Origin of the sequence: Gordonia polyisoprenivorans (assembly GCF_017654315.1) — a bacterium.
GTDB lineage: Bacteria > Actinomycetota > Actinomycetes > Mycobacteriales > Mycobacteriaceae > Gordonia > Gordonia polyisoprenivorans_A.
This window is the reverse complement of record NZ_CP072203.1, coordinates 3,850,335-3,864,082: the sequence shown is the minus strand read 5'-3', so window position 1 is coordinate 3,864,082 and position 13,748 is coordinate 3,850,335. Positions and strand designations below refer to the sequence as shown.

The 13,748-nt window shown below is 67.7% G+C and carries 10 protein-coding genes and 2 pseudogenes; 7 read left to right on the top strand and 5 right to left on the bottom strand.

The features are described from left to right. Positions 1 to 17: 17 nt before the first annotated feature. From J6U32_RS17365 to J6U32_RS17355, 3 genes and pseudogenes are all read right to left on the bottom strand, one after another. Positions 18 to 1,391 carry an NADP-dependent succinic semialdehyde dehydrogenase gene (locus J6U32_RS17365; RefSeq protein ID WP_208796180.1) on the bottom strand — a complete coding sequence of 458 codons (1,374 nt, stop codon included), beginning with the start codon at positions 1,389 to 1,391 and terminating at the stop codon, positions 18 to 20. Between the two features lie 155 nt (positions 1,392 to 1,546). Continuing rightward, positions 1,547 to 2,320 (bottom strand): acetoin reductase, encoded by a 774-nt coding sequence (locus tag J6U32_RS17360; RefSeq protein WP_208791424.1) that lies wholly within the window; start codon positions 2,318 to 2,320, stop codon positions 1,547 to 1,549. A 138-nt stretch (positions 2,321 to 2,458) separates the two neighbouring features. Then, a pseudogene (locus tag J6U32_RS17355) lies at positions 2,459 to 3,363 on the bottom strand (alpha/beta hydrolase). A 254-nt stretch (positions 3,364 to 3,617) separates the two neighbouring features. Between J6U32_RS17355 and J6U32_RS27485 the strand changes: the two are divergent. Together J6U32_RS27485 and J6U32_RS27480 are read left to right on the top strand one after the other, a co-directional pair. Beyond that, a complete protein-coding gene (locus J6U32_RS27485; RefSeq protein WP_244332083.1) occupies positions 3,618 to 4,049 on the top strand; it encodes a hypothetical protein in 432 nt (143 codons plus the stop codon). Positions 4,050 to 4,057: 8 nt separating this feature from the next. Continuing rightward, positions 4,058 to 4,492 (top strand): hypothetical protein, encoded by a 435-nt coding sequence (locus J6U32_RS27480; RefSeq protein WP_244332077.1) that lies wholly within the window; start codon positions 4,058 to 4,060, stop codon positions 4,490 to 4,492. 51 nt (positions 4,493 to 4,543) lie between these two features. Here the strand turns inward: J6U32_RS27480 and J6U32_RS17345 are convergent. Further along, positions 4,544 to 5,643 (bottom strand): annotated as a pseudogene (locus tag J6U32_RS17345) (threonine aldolase family protein). A gap of 73 nt (positions 5,644 to 5,716) precedes the next feature. On the opposite strand from J6U32_RS17345, the gene J6U32_RS17340 reads away from it, so the two are divergent. Continuing rightward, on the top strand, positions 5,717 to 6,736 hold the full coding sequence (locus tag J6U32_RS17340) for an LLM class flavin-dependent oxidoreductase (protein WP_208791423.1): 1,020 nt from the start codon (positions 5,717 to 5,719) through the stop codon (positions 6,734 to 6,736). A 20-nt stretch (positions 6,737 to 6,756) separates the two neighbouring features. On the opposite strand, the gene J6U32_RS17335 is transcribed toward J6U32_RS17340, so the two are convergent. Further along, positions 6,757 to 8,628, bottom strand: a complete 1,872-nt coding sequence (locus tag J6U32_RS17335) for an acyl-CoA thioester hydrolase/BAAT C-terminal domain-containing protein (RefSeq protein ID WP_208791422.1) — start codon at positions 8,626 to 8,628, stop codon at positions 6,757 to 6,759. A gap of 112 nt (positions 8,629 to 8,740) precedes the next feature. Here J6U32_RS17335 and J6U32_RS17330 point away from each other — a divergent pair, with 112 nt between their 5' ends. The 4 genes from J6U32_RS17330 (at position 8,741) to J6U32_RS17315 (ending at position 13,539) form a co-directional block, all read left to right on the top strand. Then, a complete protein-coding gene (locus J6U32_RS17330) occupies positions 8,741 to 9,736 on the top strand; it encodes a hypothetical protein (RefSeq protein ID WP_208791421.1) in 996 nt (331 codons plus the stop codon). 83 nt (positions 9,737 to 9,819) lie between these two features. Further along, positions 9,820 to 12,261 carry a Tex family protein gene (locus J6U32_RS17325; protein WP_208791420.1) on the top strand — a complete coding sequence of 814 codons (2,442 nt, stop codon included), beginning with the start codon at positions 9,820 to 9,822 and terminating at the stop codon, positions 12,259 to 12,261. 7 nt (positions 12,262 to 12,268) lie between these two features. Beyond that, positions 12,269 to 12,730, top strand: a complete 462-nt coding sequence (locus J6U32_RS17320; protein WP_208791419.1) for an NUDIX hydrolase — start codon at positions 12,269 to 12,271, stop codon at positions 12,728 to 12,730. Continuing rightward, positions 12,730 to 13,539: a shikimate 5-dehydrogenase gene (locus tag J6U32_RS17315; RefSeq protein WP_208791418.1), complete on the top strand. Its 810-nt coding sequence runs from the start codon at positions 12,730 to 12,732 to the stop codon at positions 13,537 to 13,539. The genes J6U32_RS17320 and J6U32_RS17315 overlap by 1 nt, the downstream gene beginning before the upstream one ends. The last annotated feature ends 209 nt before the right edge of the window (positions 13,540 to 13,748 follow it).

Sequence of the window (13,748 nt, the reverse complement as noted above, 5' to 3'; positions counted from 1 at the left end):
GGGGCCGGCGCGCGACGTCAGCCGATCCACACCGTCTTGATGTTGCAGAACTCGCGAATGCCGTGGGCAGTGAGCTCGCGCCCGTACCCGGAACGTTTGGTGCCGCCGAAACCGAGCTCGGGATACGAGGTGGTCATCCCGTTGATGAACACCTGACCGGAGTCGATCTCGTCGATGAAGCGTTGCTGCTCGACGGGATCGGCGGTCCACGCGTTACCGCCGAGGCCGAAGGTCGTGTCGTTGGCGATTGCGATCGCCTCGTCGATGTCGGCGACCCGATAGAGTGCGGCGACCGGCCCGAATGCTTCGGCGGCATAGAGATCCATCGCGTCGGTGACACCGGTGATGACGGTCGGCTCGTAGAACCAGCCCGGTCGGTCCGGGCGGTGCCCGCCGATCAACACGGTGGCACCGGCCGCCACGGCGTCGTCGACGAGCTTCTCGAGATCCTCGCGCCCCTGCTCGGTGGCGAGCGGTCCGACATCGGTGGCGTCGTCGGTGGGATCGCCGACGACGAGTTCGTCGAAACCGGCGACGAAGGCCTCGGCGAACTCGTCGTAGACATCGGTGTGGACGATGAAACGCTTTGCGGCGATGCAGGACTGGCCGTTGTTCTGCACCCGCGCGGTGACCGCGGTCGCGGCGGCCGCGGAGATGTCGGCGCTCGGCATGACGATGTAGGGGTCGCTGCCGCCGAGTTCGAGCACCGTGTGTTTGACCTCGTCGCCGGCCACCGCGGCCACCGCGCGTCCCGCCGGCTCACTGCCGGTGAGCGTGGCCGCAGCCACACGCGGGTCGCGCAGGATCGGTTCGACCATCGACGAGGGGATCAGCAGGGTCTGGAAGCAGCCCTCGGGTAGACCGGCACGCCGCAGCACGTCGGAGATGTAGAGCGCCGACTGCGGGACGTTCGACGCGTGTTTGAGGACACCGACGTTGCCGGCCATCAGGGCGGGGGCGATGAAGCGGACTGCCTGCCACAATGGGAAGTTCCACGGCATCACCGCGAGAATCACACCGAGTGGCTGGTAACGCATGTACGCGCGGCTCGCCCCGACGGCGTCGGCGTCGGCGATCTCGTCGGCCAACATGGCGGCGCCGTGGTCGGCATAGTAGCGAAAGGCTTTCGCGCACTTGAGTACCTCGGCCTTCGCGGCGGAGAGGGTCTTGCCCATCTCCTGGGTCATCATCGCCGCGGTGTCGTCCGCCTCGTCCTCGAGCAGATCGGCCGTCGCATGTAGCCACGCTGCGCGCTGCTCGAAAGTCGTTCTGCGGTAACCGGAAAATGCCCGCACCGCGCGGTCGAGCGCGGCGTCGACCTCATCGTCGGTCATGGGCTCGAACTCGCGGATCGTGCTGCCGGTGGTGGGGTCGACGGTGGCGATGGCCATGATCGTCAGTCCCTTCTGCATCGAGGGCGGTGGATATCGTGGGAGGTGGACGAGATCCACCTCCCACGACTGTCCCTCCACGACTACCACCGTCGAGCCGATCGCAAACCCCCGTCGAGATCAACGACGTCGCCGAGCGGCAGGGGCTACCACGCTCAGACGAAGATCATCCCGCCGTCGACGAGCACCGCCTGGCCGGTCATGTAGTCGGAGTCCGGACCCGCCAGGAAGGACACGAGTTTGGCGACGTCATCCCCGGTCGAGACGCGTCCGAGCGTGATCCCGGCGGCCATGGCCTTCATCGACTCGCCCTTGCCGACGTGATTGATCTCGCCGAGGTCGTGGTCGATCTCTTCCCACATCGCGGTGTCGACGATGCCCGGGCAATAGGCGTTGACCGTGATGCCGTGCGGCGCCCATTCCTGCGCCGCGGACTGGGTCAGGGCGCGCAGTGCGAACTTGGTCGAGCAGTAGACACCCAACAGTGCAAAGCCCTTGTGCGCGGCGATGGACGCGGCCCCGATGATCTTGCCGCCGGACCCCTGAGCGATCATCTGGCGAGCGGCCTCGGTGTAGCACAGGAATGCCCCACGTGAGTTCACGGCATGAATTGCGTCGAACTCCTCCGGGGTGACATCGAGTAGCGCCTTCGTCTGTGCGACACCGGCATTGGCGACCATCACATCGAGTGAACCCAAGGCTTCGGCGGTCCCGCTGACCAACGACCGGACGTCCTGGCGCACCGACACGTCGCCGGTGAGGTCGACGGAGGCGACTCCGGTCGCCTCGATCTCGGCGCGGGTGTCCTTCAGCTCGCCGGCCATGGACGGTAGATCCGAGACGGCCACGTCGTGTCCGTCGCGGGCCAGCCGCAACGCTATCGCTTTGCCGATTCCCCGTGCGGCCCCGGTGACATGCGCGACGCTCATCGCTTCTCCTCGTTCTCGACATCCCGGGCGCTGATCGGCTCGGTGCGCGCATGACGCTACGACGAGGAGTGACGTGGATCATAGGGTTGCATGGCGATGCAACCCCGCATCGGGTTGCCGCGCCCGCCCCACCGCCGATCAGCCGGCGGTGGCGGTGCTGATCAGCTGTGCCAACGCATCGGCCACGATGCGATACGCGACGTCCTCCTCGGGGTGCACGCCGGGAAAGAAGTAGAACCCGTGCGGCATCCCGGCCGGGAAGTACGTGGTCACCGAGGTGCCCGCTTCGCCGAGGCGATCGGCGAAGGCACGCGCCGAATCGATGATCGGGTCGTGGGTGCCGGTCGCGATCACCGTCGGTGGATACGCGCGCAGATCGCCTCGATCGGACTGGCGTACGGGTGATCCCACGGGGTGGTCGGCAGATAGGCGCCACGGATGAACCCGGTGAACGCGGTGTCGTAGACGATGCCGCGCGGAGCCTGCTCACGAAACGACGCCCAGCGCTCGAACCGGAAGTCCACCATCGCGCCCAACAGCACCACGGCGTCGGGGGTGCGAACCCCGTCGTCGGCACACCGCAGAGGTATTGCGGCGGCAAAGTTCGAGCCCGACGAGTCACCGGCGACTCCGAGGAAACGAGTGTCGCCACCGACACGTGAAGCATTGCCCGTCACCCAGTGATACACGCCGTAGGCGTCGTCGAGCGGTGCCGGGAACGGAAACTCCGGCGCGAGACGGTAATTGGCCGAGACGACCAGTGCGCGGTTGGTGGCGGCGAGTTTGCGGGTGAGGAAGTCACAATCGTCGGAGCTGCCGACGGTGAAGCCACCGCCGTGGAAGTACACGAGTACCGGCAGCAGTTCCTCGGGATCGGTGCTCGTCGGTCGATACAGCCGGCAGCGGGTGACACCGCCGTCGACCGGCACGTAGATCTCGCTCACGTCGACATCCGGTACGGCCTGTGCGCCCGAGGGCGGGACGAGCGCCGGATCGGGCTGGTGGCCGTCGCCGATGTAGCCGCTGCGCACCGGCGCGATCATCAAGTCACGCAAGGCGACCGGCGCTCGGTTGTTGGCGATCACCCGATACATGGGCATCGCCGGATCGTCCGGGGCAAAGTGGCTCAGGGCGGCGGCACTCGTTGCCTCGGGCGCGCTCGCCTGGAGAGTGACATCGACGAGTCCGTCGGGAATGGTGCGCAATTCGGGATCGACCACGCCCTGATCATTCCGGGCGCAGTGGGTGTGTGTGTCGCTTCGTCACGATCGAGGGCGGTCACCTACGATCTGCGTCCATGACCACGCGCACGACGCCGACGGCGGACCGGTTGCTCCACGCGTTGGACCTGCCCTCACGGACGTGGTGGCGACTCGTCGGACGGCCGGTCGACCTCGACTCGTCCGAGCATGCCTTCTTACGCAGCCCGATGAATCGTCGGCACACCGTCGGCGACGCATGGTTCGACGATCTCGACCACTCGGGGCGCGTCCGCCCGGTCTCCGCCGATGACGGACTCTTCGGCGACATGAGTGTGCTCGACGGTCCCGATTTCACTGCGGCACAACTGCATCCGCTGGTTCGGAACTTCTATGAACACACTGCGCGGTGGCGGATGGAGGTGTGGGCGCAATGGAATCCACTGCTCGCGCCCGGTGCCACGGCGATCGCCGGCCTCTTCGGCCGGCGCGTTCGGCAGTTGGCGTTACCCACCTCCCGTTGTCGGTGAGCCGCGGCATGACCAGTCGTGTGCGGGTGATCGACGACGTCGACGGGCATCGCGCCGGGGCGGCCTGGCTACGGACGCTGCGCCTGGACGGATCGGCGGTCTACAGCGGCTTCTATCGCAGCGCGATGCTGCCCGGATCGGCGCAACCCCATGTGGCGGTGGCCTTTCCCCTGGAGGCGGGCAACGTCGGCGTATATCTGCGGCCGCGCGCCGAGCCGGATGGCTCACTGGTGTTGACCTCGCGATCGCGGACCTTCGGCGAGGACGGGGCGTATGTCACCGTCGTCTTCGGCCGACGGACCTACGCCGCCCGCGCCCCGCTTCGTGAGCGAATCCATGTGTTCGTCGATGACGAGGGAGAACTGCGCACCGACCACGCATTGGATCTCGGACCAATGCGGGCGTTGCGACTGCACTACCGTCTCGAGCAGCGACCATCGTGAACCGGACCGCCCGTGAACCCCGACAGCCCGTGAACCCAGACCGCTCGATTGTCAGGAGTGATCCGCTTCGGTGCCAGCACCGCTTGCGAATGCGTCGGTGATGACGGTGACGAATCGGTCGACGTCGACGGCGGTCGTGTCCCACGACGTCATCCAGCGGACCACCCCGTCGGCGCGATCCCAGTCGTAGAAGTGCACCTGTTCGCGAATCCGGTCGGCGATGTGGACGGGGAGCCGAGCGAACACCGCATTGGTGGGACTGGCCTGGGCGAACCCGAGACCGGGGAGCGAGCCGGCCGCGGCGAGGCGTTCCAGTGCCGACCGCAGTCGCGCAGCCATCGCATTGGCGTGTGCGGCGTTGCGGAGGCCGAGATCGGCGTCGAACAGGGCGAGGAGCTGCGCCGAGATGAACCGCACCTTGCTCGGCAGCTGGGTCGTCATCTTTCGCACGTAGGCGGTGCCCACGGACCGGTCCGGGTCGATGAGACGACCGCCTCGGCGCCGAGCGCGCCGTTCTTGGTGCCGCCCAGGCTGACCACGTCGACGCCGGCGTCGGTGGTGAAGGCACGTAGCGGGAGGTCCAGTGCCGCTGCCGCATTCCACAGCCGGGCCCCGTCGACGTGCACCGCCATCCCGTGCTCGTGCGCCACCGCGCAGATCTCGGTGATCTCCTCCGCGGTGTACACGGTGCCGACCTCGGTGCACTGCGTCAGACTCACCGCCGATGGCTGGGCGCGTTGTGCATCCCCGAGTGCGCAGGCAGCGGCGGCGATCCGTGCCGGCCGCAACTTGCCGTCCGGGGCGGGCACATGGAGGATCTTCAGTCCCGAAACCTGCTCGGGTGCAGTGCCTTCGGAGCCATTGATATGTGCGTCGGAGGTGGTCACGACGGCACCCCAGCGCGGGGTCACCGCGGTCAGGGCGACGATGTTGGCCCCGGTCCCGTTGAAGACCGGGAAGACCTCGGCTTGCTCACCGAACTGCGCGACGACCACGTCTCGAAGTCGTTCGGTGTAGATATCGGTCCCGTAGGACCCCAGATGTCCGCCGTTGGCGGCGACGACCGCGGCCATCACGTCCGGGTGGGCACCGGCGTAGTTGTCGCTGGCGAAGGCGTGCCACGAGGAGTCGTGCATCGAGGGAAGCGTCACCAGTTCAGGCTCTCACAGGGTCGAAGGTGCTCGGGGCGTGCTCACCACGGCGGGGTGCGGCACACTGAGTGCCATGCCGACGACGGATCGACCCCTGCGGTCGCTGGGTTTTCTCACGATCGGGTCGTTCGATGAGGCGGACCCGGCGGCCGGGCACCGCACGACCCTCGAGGTCATCGAGCGCGCCGAGGACCTCGGCTTCGACAGCGTGTGGTTGCGCAACCGGCATCTGCAGTACGGGATCTCCTCGCCGGTCGCGGTGATGGCCGCGGCCGCCATGCGCACAAGTCGAATCCAGCTCGGCACCGCGGTGATCCCCCTCGGCTGGGAGAATCCGCTACGACTGGCCGAAGACCTCGCGACCGTCGACGTGTTGTCCGGAGGACGGGTCAATCCCGGTGTCTCCGTGGGTACCCCGATGCGCTATGACGACGTCAAGGCCGCGCTGTACCCGGAGACCCACGACATCGAGAACTTCTCCAAGGACCGCGTCGTCCGCCTGATGTCCTGTCTGCGCGGCGACCCCGTCAGCGACTTCGAGGGTGTCGTCGGCATCGAATCGTTCTCGCGGCGGGTGCAGCCGCACTCACCGGGTCTGGCCGACCGGGTGTGGTACGGCGGCGGGCGCGAGTCGGCGATCTGGGCGGGGGAGCAGGGCCTGAACTACCTGACCTCGTCGGTGGTCACCATCGAGGGCACCGAGTCGCGCGACTTCGCGACCATTCAGGCCGAACACATCGATGCCTACCTGGCCCACCATCGTGATCCGGCGTCGGCGCGCGTGTCACAGGGGCTCGTGGTCATTCCCACCGACACGGCGAGTTCCGAGCAGATCGCCCGGTACCGGGCCTACGCCGAGGCCCGACTGCCCCGCACCCTCACCCCGCAGGGCCCGCGCGGCATGCTCTTCTCCCCGGACTTCGTCGGCCCGTCGGAAGAACTCGCGGAGATTCTGTACCAGCACAAGGGTTTCCAGCGTGCCGCCGAGGTGGCGTTCGCTCTGCCGTTCAGCTTCGACGACGAGGACTACCGGCAGATCATCACCGACATGGCACAGCGTCTCGGGCCGGCGCTGGGGTGGACACCGGCGTGAGGTGAATCAGGCGGTGAGGCTCATACCGTGTGCCGTGCGCCGACGAGGAAGCTCACCAGTTCCGCGGTCAAGGACAGGCATGCTGCCGCCTGGTCGGCAGGGCGGCCGCCGAGGGCGATCCCGCCGGTCCTCGACACGGTCGACGGATAGAGTCCGGGCCGCAGGAAATGCCCGGCTCCCTCATACCGAATGTGTCTGTCCGCCGGGTTGTTCCGACGCCCGAGCAGGGCATCGGCCATCGACTCCGCGGGCCAGAGCTCGTCGTCGGAGCCGCTGACCGCGAGGACGGGGCACCCGATGGCCTCGGCGGCGATCACCGCGTCGTCGGTGATCTCACGCGCGAGGCCTTCTTCGTAGGCGGGATGCAGGCGGAGCACGGTCGGACGGTGCGCGGCGACGTCGCGCGACAGCCGCCACGCGTTGCCGACGAGTTGTGGCATCAGCGCGCCGCTCGGCAGCGGGACGTAGGCGCACGGTTGTCCGTGATGGGTCCACGACGAGGTGCCCGGGATCTCCCCGTCGGGCCCGATCGCCTGCCAGGTGACGCTGCTCGGGCTGAGCAGGATCACCGCCGACACGGCGAGGTCGGGCTCGCGGGCCAGGGTGGCCGCGAGCCCCTCGGCGCCGCGCGAGATGCCCATCGTGGCAACGGGCCCGCCGACATGCTCCGACAGCCAGCGCACGGCTGCGGCGAATCGTTCGAGCGGGATGTCGGCGATGGGAGCGGCGTCGGGTCCGTCGTCGAGCCACGCATACGCCAGTGCGGTGACCCCGCGCGACGCGAGAGCGCAGATGGCCGCTCGCTGTGAATCCACGCCGCCTTCGGAACCGCCGAAACAGACGACGGCGGGTCCGGCCGCCGACGCCGGTGCGGCCAGCAGTGCCCGTCGCCCGTCGACGTCGATCTCGGTCACCTCCACTGCCGGGTCGGTGGCCCGACGCAGACAGGTCAAGGCCGCGCTCCGACCGTCCACGGAGGCCTCGACCCGGACTTGCCATGGCTGCTCCGGCGGGATGAACAGGTCGGCGCGGTCGGCCGGGCCGTCGAACTGCATCGCCCAGATCGGTTCGTCGGCGATCGTTTGCCCATTCCCGGCCGACCCGCGCCAGGTCCAGGTTCGACCGTAGAGATCGGCGCCGGAGACCGTCAGCGCCACCGGCGAGGTCGCGCGGGATGTCACGGTGATCGCGAATGGCTCGTCGTGGCGGGAGGCGTGCGGCACCTGCAGTTGCAGATGGGGATCGGTGACCGGTGGTGCAGGAGGCGGCTGGGGTACCGGAGCGCCGGGATCGACGGCCCCCTCACGCTCGGACATCGCGGCGGTCTTCTTGTCGAACCAGGACGGGAACACGCCCGACGCGGTGCCGGCCAACCCCATCAACGTGAACGGGATGACCCAGTAGCACAGTACCGAGGCCACCGAACCGCCGTCGCGAATCGTGGCCTGCCCCTGGATGATCGGGGGTATGCACGAGATGAGGGTCATCAACGCGAAGACCGTGGTCCACATCCACGTCATCGCGGTGGTGATCACCCGGAAACCGTCGCTGCGGGCGGTCGCGGCGTCGACCGAGGCGGCGGCGTATTCGCGGACGAACGGGCGACCGATCATCACACCCGTCAACGCGACGAGGAAGATGCCCGCATTACCCAGGGGCTGCAGCCACTGTTCGAGGAATCTGTCGCTGACGGTGAATGACAACACCGCCAGGATCACGAACACCACGACCGCGCCGACCTCGAGGGAATGCCAGGGCTGTTTGCGGATGCGCTGCACGGCCACGGCGATGACCGACAATCCCAGGGCGATGAGCACGGCACCGCGAAACGGCATGTTGCCCAACAGAATCCAGTACACGATCCAGGGGGAGAATCCGATCAGGAAGCCCATGAAAACCCACATTCTTCCGAAGAAACCCGCACGGTGGGAGTTTACGAGCCCGACCCGTTCCCGACCACGAGAATGCGACGAACTCCTCCGACCGGTGTGACACCCTGGTGAGATGTCCGACGATCTCGCCACGCGTCTGCTCGAGGCCCAGATCTCTTTCACCATGCGCGAACTGCGCGACCCCCACCGATACGGCCAACTCGTGGTCGAGGAGGTCGATGCCTTCCTCGGCGATGTGTCCGGCCTGACCCTCGACGACGTCATCACCCGTGACCTGATCAAGCTGACCGCCCACAAGTACACCGTGCAGTTGCCGGTGGAGGGCTCCATCCCGGAGTTGGTCGGTGAGATCGCCGCCCGCCTGTACCGCCATCGCGTCAACGACGAGGTCGTGATGTCGGAGGTTCTCGACGCACGCCATGCCGACGAACTGTTCACCGCGATCGCCGAGACCGGCATCGCCCGTCGTATCGCTGCGGAGATCGCGACCAGCCCCGCCGCGGTCGACGCGTGCGTGGATGTGGTGTCGCATGCCTTCGACGCCGCAGTCGCCGACGGACGCGCGATGGCCGGTGGCCCGGGCGTGGCCGCGTCGGTGGTCCGCGGGGTCACCCGGCTCGCAAGTCCGCTCGTGCCGGTGGTGTCCTCGGCGCTGACGATCCTCACCCGTCGGGGCGCGAGCTACGTGTTGGCGGCGGCCAAGGAAGACGGAGACGCAGTCCTGCTCGACGCGGCGCGCGATCTGTGGCGGTTGCGTTCGGACGACTCGGTCGGCTGGTGGCGCGAACTGGTGACCGACGAGGACATCGACGACCTCGTCGTCGTACTGTTCGAGTTCTGGAAGTCCTTCCGTGACACCGATTATTTTCGCGCACTCCTCGACGAGGGCATCGACCACGTCTTCGACAAGTACGGTGCGGTGACGCTCGTCGATCTCCTCGCCGACCTGGGTATCGGACGAGCGGACCTGATCGAGGAGGGGCTGCGCTTCGGGCCTGCGGTGATGTCGCGGCTCGACGACCGGGGCATGCTCGAGCCGGTGATACGCCGACACTTCGAACCGTTCTACCGCTCCGAGGAGTTCCGCGCGGCGATCACGGCGCCCTGAGCGGTCGGCGACGACCGACCCGCGACCCGGTGACCCGACACGCATATGCCTGACCCGCCGGGCTGTCACACCCCTTCGGTAGGGTGCTCCGGGTGAGTTCGAGCGCACCGGCAATACCCGGAGTCAAGTCCGTCAACGCACGTCTGGCCGAAGAACTGGCCGTCGGGGAGCACCAGGTCGCCGCAGCCGTCGCGCTGCTCGACGAGGGCTCGACGGTCCCGTTCATCGCGCGGTACCGCAAGGAGGTGACCGGCAGTCTCGACGACGCGCAACTGCGCCAACTCGACGAACGACTGCGGTATCTGCGGGAACTCGACGAGCGCCGCGCCGCCGTGCTGGCCTCAATCTCCGAGCAGGGCAAACTGACCGACGACCTGAAGGCCGCGCTCGTCGCCGCCGACACCAAGTCGCGCGTCGAGGACATCTACCTGCCCTACAAGCCCAAGCGCCGCACCAAGGCCCAGATCGCCCGCGAGGCCGGCCTCGAGCCGCTGGCCCTGCGACTGCTCGACGATCCCACCCTCGTCCCCGAGGAGGTGGCGGCCGGATTCCTCACCCCGGCGGACGGGGATTCCGCGGGTGTCGCCGACGCCGCGGCAGCACTCGAGGGCGCACGCCACATTCTCATCGAACGGGCCGCGGAGGACGCCGAACTCGTGGGCGCCGTCCGTGAGAAGCTGTGGTCGCAGGGCGCGCTGCGGACCGCGCCGCGCTCCGAGGTGGTTGCGAAAACCCCTGCCGGACAGAAGTTCCGCGACTACTTCGAGTTCTCCGAACCGCTGGAGAAGATGCCCTCGCATCGGGTGCTCGCCGTGCTGCGCGGTGAGAAGGAGGACGTGCTCTCGCTGGATTTCGACGCCGGCGAGGACGACGAGTACGAGGCGATGGTCGCGGCCACACTCGGCGTCGACCGGTCGCATCCGGGCCCGGCAACCCCGTGGTTGTCGCAGACCGTGCGCTGGGCATGGCGGACAAAACTGATGGTGTCGGCGGCGGTGGACGCGCGCGTCCGACTGCGTCAGCGCGCCGAGCAGGACGCCGTCACGGTGTTCGCGACCAACCTGAAGGACCTGCTGCTGGCCGCACCGGCCGGCGCGCGCACCACCCTCGGCCTGGACCCGGGATTCCGGACCGGCGTGAAGGTTGCCGTGGTCGACGCCACCGGCAAGGTGCTCGACACGTGCGCGATCTATCCGCATCAGCCGCAGAAGCAGTGGGATCAGGCCAAGGCGACACTCGGTGCGCTCATCGCCCGCCATCAGGTGGAGTTGATCGCCATCGGCAACGGCACCGCTTCCCGTGAAACCGATGCACTGGCAACCGAACTCATCGCCGACATCAAGTCGGCCGGTGCTGCGGCGCCGACCAAGGCGATGGTGAGCGAGGCCGGCGCGTCGGTGTACTCGGCCTCGGAGTACGCCTCGCGTGAACTCCCCGCCCTCGACGTGTCGTTGCGTGGTGCGGTCTCGATCGCCCGACGACTGCAGGATCCGCTGGCCGAACTGGTCAAGATCGAACCGAAATCGATTGGCGTCGGCCAGTATCAGCACGACGTCACCCCGGGCACGCTGGCGCGGAGTCTGGACGCGGTGGTCGAGGATGCCGTCAACGCGGTCGGCGTGGACCTCAACACCGCCTCGGTCCCGCTGCTCGCCAAGGTGTCCGGAGTGACGCCGACGCTGGCCGAGGCGATCGTCACCCACCGTGATTCGGTCGGTGCGTTCCGCAATCGCAGCGCGCTGCTCGATGTTCCGCGACTCGGGCCCAAGGCTTTCGAACAATGTGCGGGCTTCCTGCGCATCCGAGACGGCGACGACCCGCTCGACGGTTCGGGGGTGCACCCGGAGTCCTATCCGGTGGTGCGTCGGATTCTGGATCGCTCGGGCATCGGCCTCGCCGAACTGATCGGGAACGAACGCACCCTGCGGTCCCTGCGCCCGGCCGAATTCGCCGACGAGCGTTTCGGTGTGCCGACGGTGACCGACATCCTCGCCGAGTTGGAGAAGCCCGGGCGTGACCCGCGCCCGGCCTTCACCACCGCAACCTTCGCCGACGGTGTGGAGAAGGTCTCCGACCTCACGCCCGGCATGGTGCTCGAAGGGGTTGTCACCAACGTCGCCGCGTTCGGCGCGTTCGTCGACGTCGGCGTCCATCAGGACGGGCTCGTGCACGTCTCGGCGATGTCGGATCGCTTCGTGTCCGATCCCCATGAGGTCGTGCGTTCGGGGCAGGTCGTCAGGGTCAAGGTCCTCGAGGTCGACGTCGAACGACAACGGATCGGGCTCACTCTTCGCCTCCAGGATGAGGTCTCCGGCGGTGGTGCGCGACGCGGCGGGGCCAAGGACGGAGCCAAGGACGGGGGAGTGAAATCGCAGCCTCGAAATGCTCAGTCCGGCACCAAGAACGACCGCCGCGGTGGCAAGCCGAAAGATGATGGCCGCCGCGGTGGCAACTCGCGGCGACGCGAGGCGGCCCCCAATGGCTCGATGGCACAGGCCCTGCGGGACGCCGGCTTCGGGCGTTGAGAAGCCGGTGACCGATGATCGGGTGATCACCGTCAGTGCCGTCGTGCTGCGGAACGAATCGGGTGCCCTGCTGATCGTGCGCAAGGTCGGCAGCTCCCGGTTCATGTTGCCCGGCGGCAAACCCGAGCCCGGAGAGGATCCGCGTGAGACCGCGATTCGTGAGTGCGCCGAGGAAACCGGTGTGCGGTTGCCTGCCGAGGATCTGACCGAGCTCGGGACCTTCACCGCCGCCGCGGCGAACGAGGCCGGATTCGCGGTGCGCGCCAACGTCTTCGAGTACCGTCGCGTGGTTCAGGGCGCCACCGCGGCCGCCGAGATTGCCGAACTGCGATGGCTGCCTCTCGACGACGCGGGAAGGTCACGCATCGAGGATTCGTCGGTGCCGCTGGCGCCCCTGCTCGTGGAGCAGGTGATTCCTGCGCTGCGCGGCCGGGATCGGCCGCCGGCCGGCGACGTTAGTCTGAACTGATGCCGATCCTCAACAAGGACATGACCCTGTGCATCTCGCTGGCCGGCCGACCGTCGAACATCGGGACGCGCTTTCACAACTATCTGTATGACGAACTCGGCCTGAACTTCATCTACAAGGCGTTCACGACCGACGACATCGCCGGCGCGATCGGTGGTGTGCGAGCCCTGGGGATTCGCGGGTGTTCGGTGTCGATGCCGTTCAAGGAGGCGGTGATCCCGCTCGTCGACGAGATCGAGGAGTCGGCGTCGGTGATCGAATCGGTCAACACGATCGTCAACGACAGCGGTCGACTGATCGCGTCGAACACCGATGTGGAGGCGGTGTCGGCGCTCCTCGAACGCCACGAGCTCGATCGGGATGCCGCGGTGATGGTGCAGGGCTCGGGCGGGATGGCGCGAGCCGTCGTCGGGGCATTCCGCAGCGCCGGGTTCGGCGACCTCACCATCGCGGCACGCAACGAGTCCGCCGGCTCGGCGCTCGCCGACAAATACGGGTATCGCCACATCAGTGCTCCCGCGCCCGGTGCCGACATCATCGTGAACGTGACCCCGCTGGGAATGACCGGCGCCGACGCGGATGCGCAGGCGTTCGACGATGCCACGATTGCCGCTGCCGCAACGGTGTTCGACGTGGTTGCGTTTCCGTCGGAGACGCCGCTGATCGTTGCGGCCCGGACGGCGGGGAAGCGGGTCATCACCGGAGCCGAGGTGATCGCACTGCAGGCGGCCGGGCAGTTCGAGAAGTACACGGGCGTCGCGCTGACCGCAGAGCAGGTCGCTCGGGCATCGGAGTTCTCTCGCCACTGACGGTGCTCATCGCTGCATCGGATCTCGCTGCATCGGATCTCACAGACGTCTCCAAGCTGAGACTCATTCGTGATCGCCACCGGTATCCTCGGCGCGTCTCACCTGGTGCAATTGTCTCACCAGCACCACACATCACTTCTGTCACATCCGTAGCTGTCACCGGAAACGGCGCAGCCCGTGTCGGAACGAACGCCGGGAGAGCCGCCACT